This window comes from Streptomyces sp. NBC_00259, assembly GCF_036181745.1.
In the GTDB taxonomy this organism is placed as follows: Bacteria; Actinomycetota; Actinomycetes; order Streptomycetales; family Streptomycetaceae; genus Streptomyces; species Streptomyces pratisoli.
In genome coordinates, this window is record NZ_CP108080.1 from 4774288 (window position 1) to 4797373 (window position 23086).

At 71.8% G+C, this 23086-nt stretch carries 19 protein-coding genes; 15 read left to right on the forward strand and 4 right to left on the reverse strand.

From position 1 onward, the window contains the following. Positions 1 to 46: 46 nt before the first annotated feature. Positions 47 to 1912 carry a cell division protein PerM gene (locus OG766_RS21720; protein ID WP_266381808.1) on the forward strand — a complete coding sequence of 622 codons (1866 nt, stop codon included), beginning with the start codon at positions 47 to 49 and terminating at the stop codon, positions 1910 to 1912. An 18-nt stretch (positions 1913 to 1930) separates the two neighbouring features. Here the strand turns inward: OG766_RS21720 and OG766_RS21725 are convergent, their stop codons facing one another. After that, positions 1931 to 2815: a hypothetical protein gene (locus OG766_RS21725; protein WP_328726007.1), complete on the reverse strand. Its 885-nt coding sequence runs from the start codon at positions 2813 to 2815 to the stop codon at positions 1931 to 1933. Positions 2816 to 3040: 225 nt separating this feature from the next. On the opposite strand from OG766_RS21725, the gene purN reads away from it, so the two are divergent. Then, entirely contained in the window at positions 3041 to 3658 is a 618-nt protein-coding gene (purN, locus tag OG766_RS21730) for a phosphoribosylglycinamide formyltransferase (RefSeq protein WP_328726008.1), read from the forward strand. Continuing rightward, positions 3645 to 5201, forward strand: coding sequence for a bifunctional phosphoribosylaminoimidazolecarboxamide formyltransferase/IMP cyclohydrolase (purH, locus tag OG766_RS21735; RefSeq protein ID WP_266381814.1), 1557 nt, complete (start codon positions 3645 to 3647; stop codon positions 5199 to 5201). The genes purN and purH overlap by 14 nt, the downstream gene beginning before the upstream one ends. Positions 5202 to 5367: 166 nt before the next feature. Here purH and OG766_RS21740 read toward each other — a convergent pair whose 3' ends face one another. Further along, a complete protein-coding gene (locus OG766_RS21740) occupies positions 5368 to 5955 on the reverse strand; it encodes a hypothetical protein (RefSeq protein WP_266381816.1) in 588 nt (195 codons plus the stop codon). 260 nt (positions 5956 to 6215) lie between these two features. Between OG766_RS21740 and OG766_RS21745 the strand changes: the two genes are divergently transcribed. The 9 genes from OG766_RS21745 to OG766_RS21785 all read left to right on the forward strand — a co-directional run bounded on the left by OG766_RS21745 (position 6216) and on the right by OG766_RS21785 (position 18225). Further along, positions 6216 to 7073, forward strand: a complete 858-nt coding sequence (locus tag OG766_RS21745; protein ID WP_266381819.1) for a bifunctional methylenetetrahydrofolate dehydrogenase/methenyltetrahydrofolate cyclohydrolase — start codon at positions 6216 to 6218, stop codon at positions 7071 to 7073. Between the two features lie 6 nt (positions 7074 to 7079). Beyond that, positions 7080 to 7703: a DUF3017 domain-containing protein gene (locus tag OG766_RS21750; RefSeq protein ID WP_266381821.1), complete on the forward strand. Its 624-nt coding sequence runs from the start codon at positions 7080 to 7082 to the stop codon at positions 7701 to 7703. Positions 7704 to 8110: 407 nt separating this feature from the next. Continuing rightward, complete coding sequence (locus tag OG766_RS21755) at positions 8111 to 9217, forward strand: DUF2690 domain-containing protein (protein ID WP_328726009.1); 1107 nt, start codon at positions 8111 to 8113, stop codon at positions 9215 to 9217. 230 nt (positions 9218 to 9447) lie between these two features. Then, the gene (locus OG766_RS21760) at positions 9448 to 10437 is read left to right on the forward strand and encodes a malate dehydrogenase (RefSeq protein WP_266381827.1); all 990 of its coding nucleotides are present in this window, start codon (positions 9448 to 9450) and stop codon (positions 10435 to 10437) included. 530 nt (positions 10438 to 10967) lie between these two features. Continuing rightward, positions 10968 to 12458, forward strand: a complete 1491-nt coding sequence (locus OG766_RS21765; RefSeq protein ID WP_328726010.1) for an aldehyde dehydrogenase family protein — start codon at positions 10968 to 10970, stop codon at positions 12456 to 12458. A gap of 25 nt (positions 12459 to 12483) precedes the next feature. Then, a complete protein-coding gene (locus tag OG766_RS21770; RefSeq protein WP_266381831.1) occupies positions 12484 to 14025 on the forward strand; it encodes a GMC family oxidoreductase in 1542 nt (513 codons plus the stop codon). Positions 14026 to 14054: 29 nt separating this feature from the next. Further along, positions 14055 to 15161 (forward strand): quaternary amine ABC transporter ATP-binding protein, encoded by a 1107-nt coding sequence (locus OG766_RS21775; protein ID WP_266384364.1) that lies wholly within the window; start codon positions 14055 to 14057, stop codon positions 15159 to 15161. A gap of 109 nt (positions 15162 to 15270) precedes the next feature. Next, the gene (locus OG766_RS21780) at positions 15271 to 17232 is read left to right on the forward strand and encodes an ABC transporter permease (RefSeq protein ID WP_328726011.1); all 1962 of its coding nucleotides are present in this window, start codon (positions 15271 to 15273) and stop codon (positions 17230 to 17232) included. Between the two features lie 30 nt (positions 17233 to 17262). Further along, positions 17263 to 18225: an ABC transporter substrate-binding protein gene (locus tag OG766_RS21785; protein ID WP_328726012.1), complete on the forward strand. Its 963-nt coding sequence runs from the start codon at positions 17263 to 17265 to the stop codon at positions 18223 to 18225. 162 nt (positions 18226 to 18387) lie between these two features. Here the strand turns inward: OG766_RS21785 and OG766_RS21790 are convergent, their stop codons facing one another. Beyond that, the gene (locus OG766_RS21790) at positions 18388 to 18882 is read right to left on the reverse strand and encodes a carboxymuconolactone decarboxylase family protein (RefSeq protein WP_266381839.1); all 495 of its coding nucleotides are present in this window, start codon (positions 18880 to 18882) and stop codon (positions 18388 to 18390) included. 47 nt (positions 18883 to 18929) lie between these two features. On the opposite strand from OG766_RS21790, the gene pdxR reads away from it, so the two are divergent. Further along, on the forward strand, positions 18930 to 20390 hold the full coding sequence (gene pdxR / locus OG766_RS21795) for a MocR-like pyridoxine biosynthesis transcription factor PdxR (protein WP_328726013.1): 1461 nt from the start codon (positions 18930 to 18932) through the stop codon (positions 20388 to 20390). 11 nt (positions 20391 to 20401) lie between these two features. On the opposite strand, the gene OG766_RS21800 is transcribed toward pdxR, so the two are convergent. Next, positions 20402 to 21328: a hypothetical protein gene (locus tag OG766_RS21800; protein WP_423247084.1), complete on the reverse strand. Its 927-nt coding sequence runs from the start codon at positions 21326 to 21328 to the stop codon at positions 20402 to 20404. Between the two features lie 120 nt (positions 21329 to 21448). Here OG766_RS21800 and OG766_RS21805 point away from each other — a divergent pair, with 120 nt between their 5' ends. Both OG766_RS21805 and OG766_RS21810 read left to right on the forward strand, forming a co-directional pair. Next, entirely contained in the window at positions 21449 to 21739 is a 291-nt protein-coding gene (locus OG766_RS21805; RefSeq protein WP_266381844.1) for a hypothetical protein, read from the forward strand. Positions 21740 to 21759: 20 nt separating this feature from the next. Further along, entirely contained in the window at positions 21760 to 22941 is a 1182-nt protein-coding gene (locus tag OG766_RS21810; protein ID WP_328726014.1) for a glutathionylspermidine synthase family protein, read from the forward strand. The last annotated feature ends 145 nt before the right edge of the window (positions 22942 to 23086 follow it).

Below are 23086 nucleotides of genomic sequence, written 5' to 3' on the forward strand. Positions count from 1 at the left end.
CTCCTGTTACGCGGATAAAGCGCGTGTCGTTGGGAGCATGGCCCGCGTGACGCAGACGACCGATCACAGCCTGCCGTTCGCGGCCGTGCGGGGCGGCCGGTCCGCGGCCGCGCTGGTGACCTCACTCGTGCGGGGGGCGATCGCGGCGGGGCTCGGGCTCGGCGCGATCGCCGCGCTGGTGATGGTGATGTGGATCAGCTCGCCGTATCCGGACAGCGGACCGGGCGGCGCGCTCCATGTGGCGGCCGGGCTGTGGCTGCTCGCGCACGGTACGGAACTGGTCAGGGCCGACACGCTCTCCGGTGTGCCCGCGCCCGTGGGGCTGGTGCCGATGCTGCTGGCGGCGGCGCCCCTGGTGCTGACCCACCGGGCGGCCCGGGACTCCATCGAGGCGGTGGAGGACTGGCGACAGCCGTCCGCGGCCGTGGCGGTGTGCGGGGTGACCTGCGGATATCTGCTGGTCGGAGCCGCGGCGGCGCTCTACTCGCTGGGCGGTGCGCTCGCCGCGAAGCCGCTCAGCGCGGCGCTGCATCTGCCCGTGGTGGCGACACTGTCCGCGGCGGCGGGGGTGTGGACGGCGCACGGCCGGCCGCTCGGGCCGCTGCCGGCCTGGCTCCCCGAGGGCATGCGGGTCGCCCTCTTCCGTACCCGGGTGCTGGTCGCGCTCCGGTCCGCGGGGGCGGCGGTCGCGGTGCTGCTCGGGGGCGGCGCGCTGCTCGTCGGGGCGTCGCTGGTGTGGCACGCGGAGGCCGCGCAGGAGTCGTTCCTGCTGCTCGCGAACGACTGGCAGGGGCGCTGCGCGCTGCTGCTGCTCGTGCTGGCGCTGATGCCGAACGCGGCGGTGTGGGCGGCGGCGTACGGACTCGGTCCCGGTTTCGCGCTCGGTACGGGAGCGACGGCGACGCCGCTGGGGCTCGCGGGTGACCCGGCGCTGCCCGCCTTCCCGCTGCTCGCCGCGGTACCGGCGAACGGTGCCGGGACGCCGCTGAGCTGGGCGACGGTGGTGATGCCGCTCGCGGCGGGCGCGGCGGTGGCGTGGTGCACGGTGCCGGGAACGGAGGTGGCGCGGACGGCGGGGCCGGGAAGCCGCCGGGAGACCGCGCTCACCGCGCTGCTGGGAGCCGCGGTGTGCGGCGCCCTCATGGCCCTGCTGGCGTCGGCGGCCGGCGGCGCGCTCGGTACGGGGGCCCTGGCCGCCTTCGGCCCGTCCTGGTGGCTCACGGGCCCGGCGGCCTTCCTCTGGACCGCCGCGGTCGGCGTTCCCGTCGCGCTCGCCCTTCACGTCTGGCGCTTCCGCGACACCGACCGCCATCTCCGGGTGCCACGCTGGTCGGCCATCAAGCAGGCGTCGGGCGGCCTGATGGCGGCGTTCCCCTTCCCCTTCCCTTCGCCCTCGGCTCCTGCCGTTCCGGTGCCCGAGGTGCCCCCGCGGCCGGCCGACCCACCGGTTGCCGGGTCCGGGTCCGGGTCCATGTCCGGGTCCATGTCCGAGTCCGAATCCGGGTCCGCGCCGGAGCCGCGACCGGCCGTCCCCGAGCCCTCATCCGCGCCGAGTGCCGGGCCGTCCAAGGACGCTGCACCGGATTCGGACGGGTCGGACGGGTCGGACGGACGCGCCGACGGGTCCGCAACGCCTGTATCGCCCGTCTCGGCCGACCCGCTCGCCTCGCCCGCCGGTTCGGTGGGCCTGCTCGGTCTGGGCGCCTGGTCGGGCCTCTCGGGGCTCCGCCCCCAGGAGCCGGCAGCCGCGCCCTCGCCCCGGGCCCCGATCCCGGTCGGCCAGGGCGGGACGGACCGGGCGGATGCGGCCGCCCCGGCCGAGCCCGCCGACGCGGCCGAGACGGGCCCGCCGGTGAAGGACTCGGACGACCCGGTCGGGAAGGCGCTGCACACGGAGCCGCACGACGCGTAGCCCGTGAGCGGTCCCGCGCTACTCCTTGACGCCGATGACCCCGCGCAGCGGTTCCGGCAGGAGCTCGTTGCAGGAGAGCTGGCCCGTCTTCGTCAGGGAGTCGGACACGCAGGTGTAGAAGTCCTTGTACACCAGCTGCATCGTGAAGGTCATCGCCACGATGGTGAGGGCGATTCCGGCCATCACGATGCCGCTCACCGCGGCCGTCACCTGGGGTCTGCCCGTCGGCCGTTCGGACGCCGAGGCGGAGGCGGAGGCGGGGGCGGGTGCCGAAGGCGCCGCAGACGTGACGGACGTCGCGGACGTCGCGCCGCCGGTGGACGCCGCGGTACGGCGGGACTTGGAGCGCAGCGAGCTGGCGCCCCAGTAGATCGCGAGGGCGCCGAGGAGCAGCGCGATCTCGGGGAAGTCGAAGAGGGCGAAGAAGAACGCCCACATACCCGAGAGCAGCGCATAGCGGGCGCGGCGCTGGACCGGGTCCGTCGGGTCCCAGCGAAGGCCGGTGCCCTGGCTGCCGCCGCCTTCCGGGCCGGTGCCCTGGCCGCCTCCACCGCCACCGGTGCCGCTGTTCTGGCCGCCCGTGCGGCCGCCGAAGCCGCCCGAGGAGCGGCCCGGCTGGCGGCTGCTCCACTGGCTGCCCCAGGACGAGCGCCCACCCTCACGCCCGCCTTCACGTCCGCCTTCGCGGTCGCGGTCGCCGTCGTCGCCCGAGCCCTGCCCCGGATCGTTGTCGCCCGAGCCCCGCCGGGGCTGCCACGGCCGGTCCTGCGAGCCCTCCGGCGGAGGAGCGAACGGGTTGCTCTCGTCCTTGGGCTCCGTGGACTGGCGTTCCCGCAGCAGCAGGGAGTCCCGCTCGAGGGAGAGCGGGAGGCGGAGTGCCGTGCGGCGGCGTCGGTCCGGCATGTGGTGAACGTCTTCCCCTCTTGTACGTCTGTACGCGGGTACTCCGTCTGGAACGGGCCCTGCCCCCAGACGCTACCTCCCGGCCTCGCCCCCGTCCCGTGGGGGCCGCTCGGTGTGCCGGTATCGTTGCTGACGGTCGACGGCTTCGTAGAGTTCCCCTATCGCCGGGCTCTTTTCATTCGTACGACCATACAAAAACGTACCGCAACGCGAAATGAGTGCCCCGTGGCTGCCGCCCGCCTCGTCGTCCTGGTCTCCGGATCCGGCACCAATCTCCAGGCGCTGCTCGACGCCATCAGCGACGATCCGCAGGGCTTCGGCGCCGACATCGTCGCCGTGGGTGCGGACCGCGACGGCATCATCGGCCTCGACCGGGCCCGGCTGGCCGGGATCCCCACCTTCGTCTGCAAGGTGAAGGATCACGCGACCCGCGAGGAGTGGGACCGTGCGCTGACCGAGGCCACCGCCGGGTACGAGCCCGATCTCGTCGTCTCGGCCGGCTTCATGAAGATCGTCGGCAAGGACTTCCTCGCCCGGTTCGGCGGCCGGATCGTGAACACGCACCCCGCGCTGCTGCCCAGCTTTCCCGGTGCCCACGGAGTGCGTGACGCACTCGCCTACGGGGTGAAGGTCACCGGATGCACCGTCCACTTCGTCGACGACGGTGTCGACACCGGCCCGATCATCGCCCAGGGCGTGGTCGAGGTCCGGGACGAGGACGACGAAGCCGTTCTGCACGAGCGCATCAAGGAAGTCGAGCGTCAGCTGCTCGTCGAGGTCGTGGGGCGTCTGGCCCGTAACGGCTACCGCATTGAGGGACGAAAGGTTCATGTCGGTGAATAAGCCCATCCGTCGCGCGTTGGTGAGTGTCTACGACAAGACGGGGCTGGAGGAGCTCGCCCGCGGGCTCCACGAGGCCGGCGTCGAGCTCGTGTCCACCGGCTCCACCGCCGCGAAGATCGCCGCGGCCGGTGTCCCGGTCACCAAGGTCGAGGAGCTCACCGGCTTCCCCGAGTGCCTGGACGGCCGGGTCAAGACCCTGCACCCGCGCGTGCATGCCGGAATCCTCGCCGACCTGCGCCTGGAGACGCACCGCGAGCAGCTCGCCGAGCTGGGCGTGGAGCCGTTCGACCTCGTGGTCGTGAACCTGTACCCGTTCCGGGAGACCGTCGCCTCCGGCGCGAGCCCCGACGAGTGCGTCGAGCAGATCGACATCGGCGGCCCCTCGATGGTCCGCGCCGCCGCCAAGAACCACCCCTCGGTCGCGGTCGTCACCAGCCCCGCGCGGTACGGCGACGTCCTCACCGCGGTCGCCTCCGGCGGCTTCGACCTGGCCGCCCGCAAGCGCCTCGCCGCCGAGGCGTTCCAGCACACCGCCTCCTACGACGTCGCCGTCGCCTCCTGGTTCGCCTCCTCGTACGCCCCGGCGGACGAGTCGGCCTTCCCCGACTTCACCGGTGCCACGTACGCCCGCTCCAACGTCCTGCGCTACGGCGAGAACCCGCACCAGGGCGCGGCGCTGTACGTCACCGAGGCGGGCGGCGGGCTCGCCCAGGCGGAGCAGCTGCACGGCAAGGAGATGTCGTACAACAACTACACGGACACGGACGCCGCACGCCGTGCCGCCTACGACCACACCGAGCCGTGCGTGGCCATCATCAAGCACGCCAACCCGTGCGGCATCGCGATCGGCGACGACGTCGCCGAGGCGCACCGCAAGGCCCACGCCTGCGACCCGCTGTCGGCCTTCGGCGGTGTGATCGCGGTCAACCGCCCGGTGTCGGTGGCGATGGCCGAGCAGGTCGCCGAGATCTTCACCGAGGTCATCGTCGCCCCGGACTACGAGGACGGCGCGGTCGAGGTCCTGGCCCGCAAGAAGAACATCCGCGTGCTGCGCTGCCCCGACGCTCCGTCAGCACCGGTCGAGCTCAAGCCGATCGACGGCGGCGCGCTGCTCCAGGTCACCGACCGCCTCCAGGCCGACGGGGACGACCCGGCCAACTGGACCCTCGCCACCGGTGAGGCGCTGTCCGACGCCGAACTGGCCGAGCTGGCCTTCGCCTGGAGGGCGTGCCGCGCGGTCAAGTCCAACGCGATCCTGCTCGCCAAGGACGGCGCGAGCGTCGGCGTAGGCATGGGCCAGGTCAACCGGGTCGACTCCGCGAAGCTCGCCGTGGAGCGCGCGGGCGAGGAGCGCGCGGCGGGCGCGTACGCCGCCTCGGACGCGTTCTTCCCGTTCCCCGACGGCCTGGAGATCCTGACCGCGGCCGGCGTCAAGGCCGTGGTCCAGCCCGGTGGTTCGGTCCGTGACGAGCAGGTCGTCGAGGCCGCGCAGAAGGCGGGCGTGACGATGTACTTCACGGGTACGCGGCACTTCTTCCACTGACCGGTGACCGGTGACCGGTGACCGGCCACGCTGATCGGCCCCACCGACCGGCCCGCTGATCGGCCCCACCGACCGGCACTCGACAGGCCGAAGGCCGTAACACCCGCTCAGGGGCGGGGGTTACGGCCTTCGTGCGTACGCCGGGATGTACGGCCGGCGGACCGGCTCAGTAGCGCGGGCGGTTGAACCACGCGGAGGCGCTGCTGTTGACCATCGAGGCGAGGATGATGCCGCCGATGGCGAGACCGATGACACCGCCGACCGCGGAGCTCGCCTGGCCGCCCGCGAAGTTGGCGAGGCTGAGCAGGATGTACAGCGACGCGTAGACGATCGTCGTCACGCGAACGCCGTTGCCGCCCTTGGAGAACTTGACGCCGAGGACGATGGCCCAGGCCGCGAAGCCGAGCAGGATCACGACCAGGAAGAAGCCGAGGCCGGCGATGACACCGGTCTCCTCGCCGGCGCCCACCGAGTCCGACACGTCCTGAGCGGCGGCGATGGCGATCGCGGCGATGAGGCCGACGATGATCTGCAGGCCGGCGACGATGAAGAGCAGGACGCGAGCGGTCTGCATGAGGCCGGGCATGGTCATCTGAGCACCGGGGTAGCCGCCGTAGGGCTGCTGCACGGGCGGCGCCTGCGGGTAGCCGTAGCCGGGCTGCGGCGGCTGCTGCGGCTGCTGGCCCTGCGGGTAGCCGTAGCCCGGCTGGCCCTGCTGCTGGCCGTACGGGTTGTTCGGGTCGCCGAAGCTCATGGCGGGATTCCTCCGTAGGGATTTGCGGGGACGACGCGGTCCTTACCGGAGGAACGTCACAAAGAAATCAAGCGGTCTGCCCCCCGACACTGCCCGCGCACTGCGCGGTTCATCGTCGTCTCAACGTCTACTTTTTGTCCAGCCGATTACCCAATGTGTTGTGCAAGTGCAACCTCGTGCACCGCTGAGCGAACTCTCCGGTGCGGGCCCGAAGGGGCCCGAATTGGAACCGGGGAGGGGTCATCCGCGAGGATGGGGGTATGACCGCCCAGATTCTCGATGGCAAGGCCACCGCAGCCGCGATCAAGTCCGATCTGACCGCCCGCGTGGCGGCGCTCAAGGCCAGGGGTGTGACGCCCGGCCTCGGGACCCTCCTGGTCGGTGACGACGTCGGCAGCCAGAAGTACGTCGCCGGCAAGCACCGCGACTGCGCGGAGGTGGGCATCGCCTCCATCCAGCGCGAACTGCCCGGAACCGCCACGCAGGAGGACATCGAGGCGGTCGTCCGCGAGCTGAACGCGAACCCCGAGTGCACGGGATACATCGTGCAGTTGCCCCTGCCGAAGGGCATCGACGAGAACCGGGTGCTGGAGCTGATCGACCCGGCGAAGGACGCGGACGGGCTGCACCCGATGAACCTCGGGCGCCTCGTGCTGAACGAGCCGGCCCCGCTGCCGTGCACACCGGCCGGTGTGATCCGGCTGCTGCGCCAGTACGGCGTCGAACTGAACGGCGCGCACGTCGTCGTCGTGGGACGGGGCACCACCATCGGCCGCTCGCTGCCGCTGATGCTCACCCGCCGCTCCGAGAACTCCACGGTCACCCAGTGCCACACCGGCACCCGCGACCTTTCCTCGCACCTGCGCCAGGCCGACATCATCGTCGCCGCCGCGGGCTCGGCCCATCTGGTCCGCCCGGAGGACGTGAAGCCGGGCGCCGCCGTCCTCGACGTCGGCGTCAGCCGCGACGGCAACGGGAAGATCGTCGGCGACGTCCACCCGGACGTCGCGGAGGTCGCCGGCTGGGTCTCCCCGAACCCGGGCGGCGTCGGCCCGATGACCCGGGCTCTGCTCCTGGTCAACGTCGTCGAGGCGGCCGAACTCGCCGCCACGGACTGAGCCATCATGAACACCTCGGACAACGACGCCCCCCTCGACGGCCCCCGCCCGGCACCGCGGCCGGACGCCGCCGCTCCGCCCGCCAACGGCGCGGGCCGGACGACCCCGCCCGCCCGCGCGAGGGCGAACGGCAGCGCGGGGCACTCCGAGGGCGACGACCCGGCCCGGGTGAACGGGCATGCCGGGGAGGCGGCCGACGACGCACCCGCCGCGGTGGGGCCCGGCGCCGCGGGCAAGTCGCGCAGGCCGCCCACGGTCACCCGGGACACCGCGAGGCCCGAGGGCGGCGGTCGCGCGGCACCCGGTGACGCGTCCGCGCCCGCCCGGCAGTGGCCGTTGCTGACGGTGCTCGGGCTCACGGGGCTCGGGCTGCTGATCGTCGCCGCGGATCCGTTCGACCAGGCCTTCAGGATCGGCACGATCCTGGTCGGCGTCGCACTGCTCACGGGCGCGGTGCTGCGCCGGGTGCTGCCCTCCGTGGGCATGCTGGCGGTGCGCTCACGCTTCACGGACATGGTCACGTACGGCCTGTTCGGCACCGTGATCGTGCTGCTCGCCCTGATGGTGCAGCCGCGGCCGTGGCTGGAGATCCCGTTCCTGGAGGACGCGGTCCGCTTCACCGTGCGTTAGGGCGGGGCGCCGCCCCGTTCGCCGGTGGGCCGTCCGTCGTGGGGCACCGCGGGTGAGCGACGGCGCCCGTCCCCTCCCCCGAGGAGGACGGACGCCGTTGTGTGCACCAGCGTCATGCACGCGCCAAAGGGGGACAAGATCCGGCCGGTGCCTGTGGCACGGAAGTGACCGTTCCGCCATGGTGTGATCGCCGGGCAACGAATGCGAGACTGGGGCGGGCTTCAGGCAGGGGCGCACACGGGGGTGCGCCAAGGTCCCGAATGCTCCCGTGCGCCCCGGCGCCAGGAACTGCCATCCTGGCTCCGCGCATCCCTCTGGGTAGTCCACACGACGCGTGCCCGGAGGCATGGCGGGGGGTACGACCGCGCGGGGCACATCAGGCACGTTCGGGGGACAAGGGGGAAGCAATGCCTCGTTGGAAGGCGCTACCGGAAGAACTCGATCCGCAGGTGAGGGAGTTCGCGAGCCAGCTGCGCAGGCTCGTCGACCGCAGCGGGCTCAGCATCGCCGCGGTCTCGGACCGCACCGGCTACAGCAAGACGTCGTGGGAACGCTATCTGAACGGACGGCTGCTCGCGCCCAAGGGCGCGATCGTCGCGCTCGCCGAGGTGACGGGCACCAACCCGATTCATCTCACGACCATGTGGGAGCTCGCGGAGCGCGCCTGGAGCCGCGCCGAGATGCGCCACGACATGACCATGGAGCAGATCCGGATCTCCCAGGCGCGGGCCGCGCTCGGTGAGTTCGGTCCGACCGCGCCCGCGCAGCCCGGCCCCGGCGGCACCCGCTCCGGCGGACCGGCCACCGCCCAGCAGGGTGCCGGGGACGCCTACGGACGGCAGCCGTTCGTACCCGAGCAGCGCGGTGCCCGCTCCGGCCACCCGGCCGGCCACCCGACAGGTCATCCGTCCGCCGGCCACCCTTCCGCCGGTCATCAGTCCGGCCATCCGTCCGGTCCGCCGCCCTATGCAGGCGCCCCGGCGTCGCCCGCCGCCCCCGACCAAGGGCGTGGGCGACGCAGGATGGTGATGTTCCTCGCGGGCGTCGTCGGCGCGCTGCTGGTGATAGCCGCGGCCGTCCTGCTGACCGATCTCGGCGGCGGCGGCGATGACAAGCCCGGGGCGAACGTGGCGAAGACGCCGTCCGCCGCCCCGACGACCAGCGGTCCGCAGCTGCCCGCCGGAGTGGAGTGCTTCGGGGCGGACTGCACCGGCAAGGACCCCGAGAACATGGGGTGCGGCGGGCAGTTCGCGACGACCACCTCCCGGACGAAGGTCGGCACGGCCGTCGTCGAGGTGCGCTACAGCAAGACGTGCGGGGCCGCGTGGGCGAGGATCACCCAGGCCACACCGGGCGACAAGGTGCAGATCAGCGCGGACGGCGCGGACCAGAACGGACTCGTCAACGCCGACAAGGACGCGTACACACCGATGGTCGCCGTGGCCGCCGAGTCCGAGGCCAAGGCGTGCGCGACGCTGACGACCGGCACGAAGGGCTGCACGACGGAGCAGTGAGCCGCTCCAGTGAGCCGCGCCACAAGGGGGCGGCGGTTGGTGGGGCCTTGGGTCGGATAGCCTGACCGCTGGATATCTCTTCACGTCGAGAGATCGATCACCCGTCGATCCGCATCGATCACGCCGAAGTGCGCCGATCGCGTCGATCGGGCCGGTGCCGATCACTACGGTGGAGCTATCCAGCACCAGGGGCAGGGACCCCCACCGCCAGCTGTCTTACGGAGATCGCCATGACCCGCACTCCCGTGAATGTCACCGTCACCGGCGCGGCCGGCCAGATCGGCTACGCGCTGCTCTTCCGCATCGCCTCCGGCCACCTGCTCGGCTCGGACGTGCCGGTCAAGCTCCGCCTCCTGGAGATCCCGCAGGGTCTGAAGGCCGCCGAGGGCACCGCCATGGAGCTCGACGACTGCGCCTTCCCGCTGCTCCAGGGCATCGACATCACCGACGACCCGAACGTCGCCTTCGACGGTGCCAACGTCGCGCTGCTGGTCGGCGCCCGTCCCCGTACCAAGGGCATGGAGCGCGGTGACCTGCTGGAGGCCAACGGTGGCATCTTCAAGCCGCAGGGCAAGGCCATCAACGACCACGCCGCGGACGACATCAAGGTCCTCGTCGTCGGCAACCCGGCCAACACCAACGCGCTCATCGCGCAGGCCGCGGCCCCGGACGTACCGGCCGAGCGCTTCACCGCGATGACCCGCCTCGACCACAACCGCGCGCTGTCGCAGCTGGCCGCCAAGACCGGCGCCGCCGTCTCCGAGATCAAGCGCCTCACCATCTGGGGCAACCACTCCGCGACCCAGTACCCGGACATCTTCCACGCGGAGATCGCCGGCAAGAACGCCGCGGAGGTCGTCAACGACCAGGCGTGGCTGGCCGACACCTTCATCCCGACCGTCGCCAAGCGCGGTGCGGCCATCATCGAGGCCCGTGGCGCCTCCTCGGCCGCCTCCGCCGCGAACGCCGCGATCGACCACGTCCACACCTGGGTCAACGGCACCGCCGAGGGCGACTGGACCTCCATGGGCATCCCGTCGGACGGCTCCTACGGCGTCCCGCAGGGTCTGATCTCCTCCTTCCCGGTCACCTGCAAGGACGGCAAGTACGAGATCGTCCAGGGCCTGGACGTCAACGAGTTCTCCCGCACCCGCATCGACGCGTCGGTGAAGGAGCTGGAGGAGGAGCGCGAGGCGGTTCGCGGCCTCGGCCTCATCTGACACCCGGTACACGAGTGGGGCGCTGCGCATCCGCGCGGCGCCCCACTGTGCTTTCCGGCGCTCCACGCCTTCCGGCGCCCCACTCGCCCCACTGCTGTCCGGCCCCCGCGTCCTGTCCGGCCACCGCATCCTGCCCGGACACAAAACAGTCCCCGGTAGTCGACGTCGGTCCCATATGCCCCGGTCGTCGCTGGGACATCGGTTCCCGCATCTTCTGCCGGGGGCCTAGCCAGAGCCTGGGGATGGGTCACTCCGACCGATGGACGTCTCCATCGAGGGGTGCGGCTCTCTCCGGTTATCCGGTATATAGACCAGTTTCCTCCCGTTCTGTCCGAAGTCAAGGGCCGCCTTGAGCCCTCCGTCCCGGGCGGGAGTCAAGGATCATGAACCGCGTGGAGCGGCCCGCCGGGGAGTGACACGCATTACTTCCGGCCATGCGTCGCGCATGCTTTCCACCCTCCGGGGCAGGCGCCCCGATCACCGGTTCTCGCTGGTGAGGGACATAACGGGAATGGAAGGCAAAACGCGACGTGTCGGCACAACTGACCATCCACGTGGCCGGAGAGTGGCGCAAAGCCGCCTCCGGGGCCACGCGCGACATCCTCGACCCCGCTGACGCCACGACCTTCGCGGTCGTGGCCGAGGGCGGGGCCGAGGACACCGACGCCGCGATCGCCGCCGCGCGCAAGGCGTTCGACGAGGGGGACTGGCCCCGTACACCGGTGGCCGAGCGGGCCGCGCTGCTGCGGCGGGTCGCCGCACTGCTGGAGCGGGACCGTGAGGAGCTCGGACGACTGGAGAGCCGCGACGCCGGCAAGACCCTGGAGGAGGGCCGCGTCGACGTCGACTGCGTGGCCGACGCCTTCCGCTACTTCGCCGATCTCGTCGTCAACGAGAACGGACGCGTCGTGGACGCCGGTTCGCCGGACATCCACAGCGTCGTCGTGCACGAACCCGTCGGGGTGTGCGGGCTCATCGCGCCCTGGAACTATCCCCTGCTCCAGGCCAGCTGGAAGATCGCCCCGGCGCTCGCCGCGGGCAACACCTTCGTCGTCAAGCCGAGCGAGATCACCCCGCTCAGCACCGTCGCGCTGATCCGGCTGCTCGTCGAGGCCGGGCTCCCGGACGGCGTCGCCAACATCGTCACCGGCCCCGGCGACCCGGTGGGCGCCCGCCTCGCCGAGCACCCCGACGTCGATCTCGTCTCGTTCACCGGCGGACTGATCAGCGGCACCAAGGTCATGCGGGCCGCCGCCGACACCGTCAAGAAGGTCGCCCTCGAACTCGGCGGCAAGAACCCGAACGTCGTGTTCGCGGACGCCTGCACGGACGACGAGAGCTTCGACACCGCGGTCGACCAGGCACTGAACGCCGCCTTCATCCACAGCGGCCAGGTCTGCTCCGCCGGCTCCCGGCTCATCGTCGAGGAAGCGCTGCGCGAACGCTTCGTCGCCGAACTCGCGCGCCGGGCCGAGAGGATCCGCCTCGGCCGCGGCACCGACGACGCCGCCGAGTGCGGTCCGCTCGTGTCCGCGCAGCAGCGCGCGAAGACCGAGGAGTACGTCGCCTCCGCGCTGGCCGAGGGCGCCGTCCTGCGAGCCGGCGGCCGTCGGCCCGAAGGGCCCGGGTACGAGGGCTACTTCTACCGGCCCACCGTGCTCGACCAGTGCGACCGGACCATGCGCGTCATCCGCGAGGAGGTCTTCGGGCCGGTCCTGACCGTGGAGACGTTCCGCACGGAGGACGAGGCCGTCGCGCTCGCCAACGACACCGAGTACGGGCTCGCGGGCGCCGTCTGGAGCGGCGACCCCGGGCGGGCCCGGCGCGTGGCCGCGCGGCTGCGCCACGGCACCGTCTGGATCAACGACTTCCACCCGTACCTGCCGCAGGCGGAGTGGGGCGGCTTCGGCAAGTCCGGCATCGGCCGGGAGCTCGGCCCCGCCGGGCTCGCCGAGTACCGCGAGACCAAGCACGTCTATCAGAACCTCGCCCCGCGCCCCGTGCGCTGGTTCGCGGGCTGAACACGGGGAGCAGGAGCACCACACCATGACCGAGCACCATCACGAGTACGACTATGTCGTCGTCGGAGGAGGCACCGCGGGGTCGGTGATCGCCTCACGGCTGACCGAGAACCCGGACGTCACCGTCGCCGTCATCGAGGGCGGCCCCAGCGACGTCGGCCGTGAGGACGTCCTCACCCTGCGCCGCTGGATGGGCCTCCTCGGCGGGGAACTCGACTACGACTACCCCACCACCGAACAGCCCCGTGGCAACTCCCACATCCGCCACAGCCGTGCCCGCGTGCTCGGTGGCTGCTCCTCGCACAACACCCTCATCGCGTTCAGGCCGCTGCCGTCCGACTGGGACGAGTGGGCCGAGGCCGGTGCGGACGGCTGGGACGCGGCCGCCATGGACCCGTACTTCGACCGGCTGCTCAACAACATCGTGCCGGTCGACGAGGCGGACCGTAACGCCATCGCGCGGGACTTCGTCGAGTCCGCCCTCGGCGCGCTCGGCGTGCCCCGTGTGGAGGGGTTCAACAAGAAGCCGTTCCACGAGGGCGTCGGCTTCTTCGACCTCGCGTACCACCCGGAGAACAACAAGCGCTCGTCGGCGTCGGTCGCGTATCTCCACCCGGTCATGGACCGGCGGCCCAACCTCACGCTGCTGCTGGAGACCTGGGCGTACCGCCTGGAACTGGACGGGACCACGGCGCGCGGCGTCCACGTGCGCACCCAGGACGGCCGGGAACAGCTCGTACGGGCGCGGCGTGAAGTGATCGTCTGCGCCGGCGCGGTGGACACCCCGCGGCTGCTGCTGCACTCCGGCATCGGGCCCAAGGCCGATCTGGAGGCGCTGGGCATACCCGCCGTCCACGATCTGCCGGGCGTCGGCGAGAACCTCCTCGACCACCCCGAGTCGGTGATCGTCTGGGAGACCCACGGACCGATCCCCGAGAACTCGGCGATGGACTCCGACGCGGGGCTGTTCGTACGACGGGACGAGAACGAGCGCGGCCCGGACCTGATGTTCCACTTCTACCAGATCCCGTTCACGGACAATCCGGAACGACTGGGCTACGAACGCCCCGAGTACGGGGTGTCGATGACGCCGAACATCCCCAAGCCCCGCAGCCGCGGCCGGCTCTATCTGACCAGCGCCGACGCCGAGGTGAAGCCCGCCCTCGACTTCCGCTACTTCACGGACGAGGACGACTACGACGGCCGCACGCTCGTCGACGGCATCCGGATCGCCCGGGAGATCGCGAAGACGGAGCCGCTGGCGAGCTGGCTGAAGCGGGAGGTGTGTCCGGGGCCCGAGGTCACCGGCGAGGAGGAGCTGGGGGAGTACGCGCGCAAGGTCGCGCACACGGTGTACCACCCCGCAGGTACCTGCCGCATGGGTGCCCCGACCGATGAACGTGCCGTGGTGTCACCGGATCTGAAGGTCAGGGGGCTCGACGGGATCCGCATCGCCGACGCGTCCGTCTTCCCGACGATGCCAGCCGTCAACCCGATGATCGGGGTCCTGATGGTCGGTGAGAAGTGTGCGGATCTGCTGACGCCTACGGGAAGTGAGACGCGATGAACGCCGACATCAACGCCGAGAAGGCCGACATGACCACCGGCATCAAGGGCCTCGAGGACCTCGAGGGCATCGAGGACAAGGGCGTGGGCCAGGAACCGCCCGTGTTCTCGGTGCGCGAGCTGTGGAAGGTCTTCGGACCCCGCGCCGGCCGCGTGCCCGAGTCGCCCGAACTCGCCGCCCTCAACCCCACCGAGCTGCGCGAACGTACCGGCTGCACCGCCGCCGTGCGTGACGTCAGCTTCGACGTCCGCAAGGGCGAGGTCTTCGTCGTCATGGGCCTGTCCGGCTCCGGCAAGTCGACGCTCGTGCGCTGTCTGACCCGGCTGATCGAGCCGACGTCGGGCTCGATCGCGATCGACGGCGAGGACGTGCTGTCGATGGACAAGGCCCGGCTGCGCGAGCTGCGCCGGCACCGGGCCGCCATGGTCTTCCAGCACTTCGGGCTGCTGCCGCACCGCTGCGTCCTCGACAACGTCGCCTACGGACTCGAGATCCAGGGCATGGGGAAGGCCGAGCGGCGCGCCAGGGCCGCCGAGGTCATCACCAAGGTCGGCCTCGAAGGTCTGGAGGACCGCCGGCCGGGACAGCTCTCCGGCGGCCAGCAGCAGCGCGTCGGGCTGGCACGAGCGCTCGCCGTCGACCCCGAAGTGCTCCTCTTCGACGAGCCGTTCAGCGCGCTCGACCCGCTCATCCGCCGCGACATGCAGGAGGAGGTGATCCGGCTGCACCGCGAGGAGGGCCGCACGATGGTCTTCATCACGCACGACCTGAACGAGGCGCTGCGCCTCGGCGACCGGATCGCGCTGATGCGGGACGGGCGGATCGTGCAGCTCGGCACGCCCGAGGAGATCGTCGGCTCGCCCGCCGACGACTACGTACGGGACTTCGTCCGCGATGTGCCCCGCGAGCAGGTCATGACCGTCCGCACGGCGATGCGCCCGGCGAACGGCGCGGACGAGGCCGGGTCGGGCCCCGCGGTCGCCCCCGACGCCACGGTCTCCGCGGCCATCGAGGCGGTCGCCCGCGCGGGCGGCCCCGCCCGGGTGATGGAGAACGGGCGCTGCGTGGGTGTCGTCGACCACGCGGCGCTGCTCGCCGTGGTGGCGGGCGTGCCGGCCCAGGAGGTGGCGGCGTGACGGGCGCGGTGGTGCACCCGCCGCGGGGCCGCAGAGCCCCCGGCCTGGTTCTCGACCGCCGGACGCGCTCCGGCGGAGCCCCGGCGCGCGGTACGGGGCGGTGGTCCCGATGAGCGTGACCGTGACCGATGTGTCCAAGACGGCCGGGACCGCCGGGGCCGGAAGCCCGGCTTCCGTGTCCGAGTGGGTGCGCCGCCGCCGCGGGCTGATCGCGGGCGTCGGGGCGCTCGTCGTACTCGTCGTGCTCGGCAGCGTCCTGCTCGGTGGTGGCGGCTGGCCGGCCGGGCTGACCGCCGACATCTCGGGGCCGCTCGACGACGCCAACGACTGGGTCGTCGACAACCGGGACACCCACCCCCTGTTCCTCTACTTCCTGCTGCATCTGTCCAACACCGCCACCGACGCGGTCGACGGCGTCTACCAGGTGCTCGACGCCCTGGGCTGGCTCGGCGTCGTGGCGGCCGGCGTGCTGGTCGCCTGGCGGGCGGCCGGACTCGGGCGGCGCGGGCTGCGCGTGGCGCTGACCTCGCTCGGGGCGTTCGCCGTGTGCGGGCTGCTCGGGATGTGGGACGCCACGTTGCTCACCATCGCGCTGATGGTGGTGTCCGTCGCGGCCGCGGCCCTGCTCGGCGCGCTGATCGGGCTCGCGGCCGGACTGTCGGACCGGGTGAACCGGCTGCTGCGGCCGGTGCTCGACACCATGCAGGTGCTGCCGGCGTTCGCCTACCTCCTGCCGTTCGTGCTGGTCTTCGGCACGGGTACGCCCGCCGCGCTCGTCTGCACCGTGATCTACGCCGCCCCGCCGATGGCCCGCCTCACCGCGCTCGGACTGCGCGGCGCGGACCCGGCCGCGCTGGAGGCGTCCGCCTCCCTCGGCGCGAGCGGCTGGCAGCGGCTGCGGACGGCGCGGCTGCCGCTCGCCCGCAAGCAGATGCTCCTCGGCCTCAACCAGACGATCATGATGGCGCTTTCGATGGTCGTCATCGCCGCGCTCGTCGGCGCGGGCGGTCTGGGCGAGGAGGTGTACTCGGCGCTGTCGACCACCGACGTCGGCAAGGCCTTCGCCGCCGGTGTCCCGATCGTGCTCATCGCGATCTGGCTGGACCGTACGACGGCGGCCGCCGGCGACCGTATCGGCGAGCCCACCCCCGCCGGCAGCTGGCTGCACGGCGGCCGGGCCTGGGCGCTGGTGGCGGCGGCGGTCGCCGTCGCGGCGGCGGTACGCACCACCACCTGGCCCGAGGCGTGGACGTACGACATCTCGACGCCCGTCAACAAGGCACAGGAGTGGATCACCGCGAACCTGACCTTCACCGAGGTCTGGGCCCGCGAGTTCACGCTCTGGATCCTCAACCCGCTGCGGGACACGCTGGTCTGGCTGCCGTGGTGGTCGGTGCTGCTGCTCGTGGCCGCCGTGACCTGGTTCGTCGGGAACTGGGCGGCCGCGGTCACCGCGACCGCCGCGATGGCGGTCATCGGCGCGCTCGGCGTCTGGGCGAAGTCCCTGGACACGCTCTCCCAGGTGCTCGCGGCGCTGGTGGTGACGCTGGTGCTCGGCTTCCTCGCGGGAGTGCTCTGCGCCCGTGCGGGGCGGCTGGAGCGGTGGCTGCGGCCGGTGCTGGACGCCATGCAGACGATGCCGCAGTTCGTGTACCTCATCCCGGTCGTCGCGCTCTTCGGCGCCACCCGCACCTCGGCGATCGTCGCGGCCGTCGTCTACGCGCTGCCCGCCGTCGTCCGCATCACCACCCAGGGCCTGCGTGAGGTCGACCCGGCCGCGGTCGAGGCGTCCCGCTCGCTCGGTGCCTCCACCCGGCAGCAGCTCTTCGGGGTCCAGCTGCCACTGGCCCGTCCCGCACTGCAACTCGCCGTGAACCAGGGCGTGGTGCTGGTGCTGGCCGTGGTCGTCGTCGGCGGTCTGGTCGGCGGAGGCGCGCTCGGTTACGACGTCGTCAAGGGCCTCTCGCGCGGCGAGATGGGCCTCGGCATGACGGCCGGCATCGCCATCGTCTGCCTCGGGCTCGTCCTGGACCGGATCACCCAGCGGACCTCCCGCCCCACCGACCGCTGACCCCCACCTTTCCCTTACGACAGGAGCACCATGCGTACCGTACGAACCCTCCGCACAGCCGCTGCGGTCACCGGAGCCATAGCCCTGCTGTCCCTCACCGCGTGCAGCGCCGCCGACACCGGCAAGAGCGACGACGTCGGCGGCAAGAAGACCGTGAAACTGACCGTCCCGTCCTGGGTCGGCGCCCAGGCGAACACGGCCGTGGCCAAGCACATCCTCGAGAAGGAACTCGGCTACAAGGTCAAGACCCAGCAGATGGGCGAGGTCCTGGCCTGGGACGCGCTGTCCAAGGGCGACGTCGACGCGATCCTCGAGGACTGGGGCCACCCCAAGGAGGAGAAGCAGTACGTCGAGACGAAGAAGACCGTCGTCAAGGGCGGCGACCTCGGCGTCACGGGGCACATCGGCTGGTTCGTGCCGAAGTACTTCGCGGACGAGCACCCCGATGTCACGGACTGGAAGAACCTCAACAAGTACGCCGAGGACTTCAGAACCGCGGAGAGCGGTGACAAGGGCGAACTGCTGGAGGGCTCGCCCGACTACGTCACGAACGACGACGCGATCATCAGCAATCTGAAGCTGGACCTGAAGACGAACTACGCGGGCTCCGAGGCCGCGCAGATCACGGCCATCAAGAAGTACGCGAAGGAGAAGAAGCCCTTCCTGACGTACTGGTGGACGCCGCAGTGGCTGAACGCGCAGATCGACATGGTCGAGGTCAAACTGCCGGAGTACAAGGAGGGCTGCGACGCCGACCCGAAGAAGGTCGCGTGCGCCTACCCGAACACGCCGCTGCAGAAGTTCTTCAACGCCGACTTCGCGAAGGACGGCGGTGAGGCGGCCGAGTTCCTGAAGAACTTCACGTGGACGACGGAGCAGCAGAACGAGGTCGCGCTGATGATCGCCGACCAGAAGCTGTCGCCGGAGGCGGCGGCGGAGAAGTGGGTGAAGGAGAACGAGTCCACCTGGAAGGCGTGGCTCCCGAAGAAGTAGCCGGGCCCCGCGCGTAGCCGGCGGCTGCCCGGGCCGCGCGCCCCGGACACGTGCCACAAGCGCCGAACGGGCCGGAAACTTCCGGCCCGTTCGGCGCTTTCAGGAAGCGGCAGCGGAGTCCATGAACGGCAGCGGAGTCCATGACCCGCGCCACTACGCCCGTCAGTGGTTGTACTGGCCCGGCGTGTAGTGGCCCGGAGCCATCCGGGTCGTGACACCGAAGCGGTTCCAGGCGTTGATGACCGTGATCGCCGCGATCAGCTGCGCCAGCTCCGCCTCTTCGAACTGCGTCGCGGCCCGCTCGTACACCTCGTCCGGGACGAACCCGTCGGTCAGCACGGTCACCGCCTCCGTGAGCTCGATCGCCGCGATCTCCCTGGCCGTGTAGAAGTGCCGGGACTCCTCCCACGCGCTCAGCTGGATGATCCGGTCGACCGACTCGCCCGCGGCCAGCGCGTCCTTCGTGTGCATGTCGAGGCAGAAGGCGCAGTGGTTGAGCTGCGAGGCGCGGATCTTCACGAGCTCCAGGAGGGTGGGGTCGACGCCCTGCCGGGCGGCCGCGTCGAGCCTGACCATCGCCTTGTACACCTCGGGGGCGTGCCTGGCCCATTCCATGCGGGGGTTGTGCTCGTGGTTGTACTCGTTCTTCGTCGCCATGATCCCGACCGTATGCCGTGGATGGCGCCTCGGTATGGTCCATTTCCATGACGGATGACTGGGCCGGTTTCCGGTCGGCGTTCGGAGCCGACTTCCATATCGAGCTGCGCGGTACGGGCCTGCGCTCCGGGCTGATGGACGCGCTGCGGGACGCCGTCCGCGGCGGCAGGCTGGCGCCCGGGACCCGGCTTCCGTCGTCCCGTACGCTCGCCAGCGACCTCGGCATCGCCCGCAACACGGTCGCCGACGCCTACGCCGAACTCGTCGCTGAGGGCTGGCTCACCGCCCGCCAGGGCTCGGGCACCAGGGTCGCCCGGCGCGCCAGCCCGCGCAGGCCCGGGCCCACGGCCGGTTCCGTGTCCTCGGGCGCCGGTTCCGCGGCCACCGCGCCGCCTCAGGGCCGGGCGCCGCGGGTCCGGCCCGCGTACAGCCTGATGCCCGGCACCCCCGACCTGTCGTCGTTCCCGCGAGCCGAGTGGCTGAAGGCGGCCCGGCGGGCGCTGACCGCCGCACCGCACGAGGCCCTCGGCTACCCGGACCCGTACGGGCGGATCGAACTGCGCACCGTCCTCGCGGACTATCTCGCCCGGGCACGCGGGGTGTACGCCGATCCCGGCCGCATCGTGATCTGTGCCGGGTACATCCACGGGCTGATGCTGCTCTCCTCGGTGCTGCGCAAGCGGAGGGTGCGGGAGGTGGCCGTCGAGGCATACGGGCTCGATCTGCACTGGCAGCGGCTGAGGGACGCGGGGCTGCGGCTGCCCGCGCTGCCCTTCGACGAACGCGGCACCCGGACCGAGGCGCTGGGCGGTGCGGGGCTCAAGGGCGCGGGCGCGGTGCTGCTCACACCGGCGCACCAGTTCCCGATGGGCGTGGCACTTCCCCCGGACCGGCGGACGGCCGTGGTCGACTGGGCGCGCGGCACGGGCGGGCTGATCCTGGAGGACGACTACGACGGGGAGTTCCGCTACGACCGCCAGCCCGTCGGAGCGCTCCAGGGCCTCGACCCCGAGCGGGTCGTGTATCTCGGTACGGCGAGCAAGTCCCTGGTCCCCGGGCTGCGACTGGGCTGGATGGTCCTGCCCGAGAGCCTCGTCCCCGAAGTCGTCGGTGAGAAGGGCGAGTCGGACTGGGCGACGGGCGTGCTGGACCAGCTGACGCTGGCGGAGTTCATCGGCTCCGGCGCGTACGACCGTCATGTGCGGGCCATGCGGCTGCGCTACCGGCGGCGCCGCGACCAGCTCGTCGACGCGCTCGCGGAGCGTGCCCCCGGCATCAGGGCGAGCGGTATCGCGGCCGGGATGCACGCGGTGCTCGAACTCCCGCCGGGGACCGAGCGCACGGTCTGCCAGGCCGCGGCATGGCAGGGCCTCGCGCTCGAGGGTCTCGGCCGCTTCCACCACCCCGCCACCCCACCCGGCCCGGACGCCCTCGTCGTCGGCTACGGCACCCCCTCGGACAGCGCCTGGTCGGGCACGCTGGACGCACTCTGCCGGGTGCTCCCCTGACCGCGCTGCCGCTACGGATTCCCGTCGTCCGGTGGCGAACCGGAAGGCGGCGAACCGGAGGGTGCTGAACCAGAGGGTGCTGAATCGGGGCGCGCTGAATCGGAGGGCGCCGGTGGGATCTCCCCGAACCGTGCGAGCGCCAACGCACCGCCCACCGAGATCGCGAAGCCCAGGACGGCGAGCCAGGCCATCCCCTCGCGCGGACGGTCGCCGAGCCAGACCACACCGACCGCCGAGGGCAGCAGGGTCTCCGCCAGCACCAGGCCCGCGGTCGCCGTGGTCACCGAGCCGCGGGCGAACGCCGAGGTCAGGAGCAGAAACGCGGCCGCTCCGCCGAGCAGCAGCGCGTACAGCGCGGGGCTGGTGAAGTCCACCTCGTCCAGCAGCCGCACCGCGACCTCCGGCACCCCGAAGCCGATCCCCGCGCCCGCGCCCAGCACCAGCGCCCGTGATCGTCCGGGCAGCCGGCCCGCCGCCGCGCCGATCAGCAGCACGGCGACCGCCGTGACCAGCAGTGCCCACTGCAGCCAGGGCGGCGCGGGCGTCTCGCCCTCCGGGCCCGAGGCCAGCCCCAGCATCGCGAGCCCCAGGCAGACCAGGGCGACCGCCGTCCATTCGGTACGGGTCAGCCGCACCGCCAGCACGCGGGTCGCCAGCACCGCCGTGACCGCCAGGCTCGCGGCGAGCGCCGCGCCCACCGCGTAGATGGGAATCAGCCGCAACGCCACGATCTGCAGCGCGAATCCCGCCCCGTCGAGGGCGAGTCCGGCGAGGTAACGCCACTGCCGTACCGCGCGCAGGAACAGCGCGGCGTCCACCCCCGAGGCCGCGCCCGGCTCGCCCGGTTCGACGGCCGCCCGCGCGGCGACGGCCTGGAGGACCGTGGCCGTGCCGTAGCAGACCGATGCCGCGATCGCGCAAAGCATTCCAAAGACCACAAAACGACTCTAGACGTGGAGTGTTTGTGGACCGGGCTTACGGCCGGGCGGCGCGGCCCTCTAGTGTGTGCGGCGATCGTTGACTGGCTTGATGTGTACAAGGACGGGGAGGCCGGAAGGATGGCGCGGCGCAGGCTGAGGTCGGGCACAGTGGTGCTCGGCGGTATGGGGGTGCTCGCGGCGACGCTCACATCCTGTGGCTCGGAGCCCGATGAGCGGTGCATCGATCCGGTGACGTACGAGGTGCTGCCCGACTACGAGTGCGACGACGACGGCAGTGGCAGTGGCAGCGGTGGCGGCCGCTACTACTACGGCGGAAGCGTCCACAGCGGCAAGGTCTCGGGCGGCAGTTACGACAAGGCGGCCGTGGACAGCGGGGGCTTCGGGTCCTCCGGCAGCGGCGGCGGCTGAGCCGGGACACGTACGCACCGATGAAGCGCCACACCACAGAACCCCGCCCCGGCTGGCAGGAAACCGTCGAGGAGCAGGGCTGCATATACCCGCTCACCCGCTACCCCGACGGCTCCCTGCGCCCCTACTGGGACGAGAGCGCGTACTACGAGTTCTCGCTGCCCGAGGTCGAGGCGCTGGAGGAGGTCGTCGAGGAACTGCACACGATGTGCCTGGCAGCGGCCGCGCACATCGTGGAGCACGACCGCTTCGCCGACCTCGGCATCAAGGACGCCCGGCTGGCGAGGCGCGTCGCCGAGTCCTGGCGGCGCCGCGCCGAACTGCCGTCGCTCTACGGCCGGTTCGACCTGCGCTACGACGGCACCGGCCCCGCCAAGATGCTGGAGTACAACGCCGACACCCCCACCTCGCTGGTGGAGGCGGCCAGCCCCCAGTGGTTCTGGATGGAGGAGCGCTTCCCCGGCGCCGACCAGTGGAACTCCCTCCACGAGCGCCTCGTCGCGGCCTGGAAGCGGCAGGCCCCGCTGCTGCCGCCCGGGCCGCTGCACTTCGTGCACTCCGACGGGGACGAGCTCGGCGAGGACCTGATGACGGTCGCGTATCTGCGCGAGACGGCTCAGCAGGCCGGGCTCGCCACCGAGGCGCTGTCCGTCGAACGGATCGGCTGGGACCGGCTGTCCGGCCGCTTCGTCGACGACCGGCTCCGCTTCATCCGCAGCTGCTTCAAGCTGTATCCGTGGGAGTGGCTGACGACGGACCGCTTCGGCCCGTACGTCCTGGACACCCTGGACAACGGCGGCGGCACCGGCACCACCTGCTGGATCGAGCCCGCCTGGAAGATGCTGCTCTCCAACAAGGCGCTGCTCGCGGTGCTGTGGGAGCTCTACCCCGGGCACCCGAACCTGCTGCCCGCCTATCTCGACGGCCCGCGCGAACTCGCCGCCACCGGCGGCTATGTCGCCAAACCGCTCCTCGGCCGCGAAGGCGCCGGCGTCACCGTCCACGAGCCGGGCGCGGACCCCGTCATGCGGGACGAGCCCTGCTGCTACCAGGAGTTGGCACCGCTGCCGGACTTCGACGGCAACCGGGTCGTGCTCGGCGCGTGGGTCGTCGAGGACGAGGCCGCCGGGCTCGGCATCCGTGAGTCGTCGGGACTGATCACGGACGAGTACGCGCGCTTCCTTCCGCACGTGATCCTCTAGGTCGTGTCAGACACGGCCTAGGGGCAATACCAGTGACTTTGGCGCCCGGCGGAGGCCCCATGGGCGATGTTTCCGCACGTCAGAGCTTCGAGTGGCTCGTTAAGTCACTGGCATTGGGCCTAGGGGCGGTGGTCCACCGGGACCA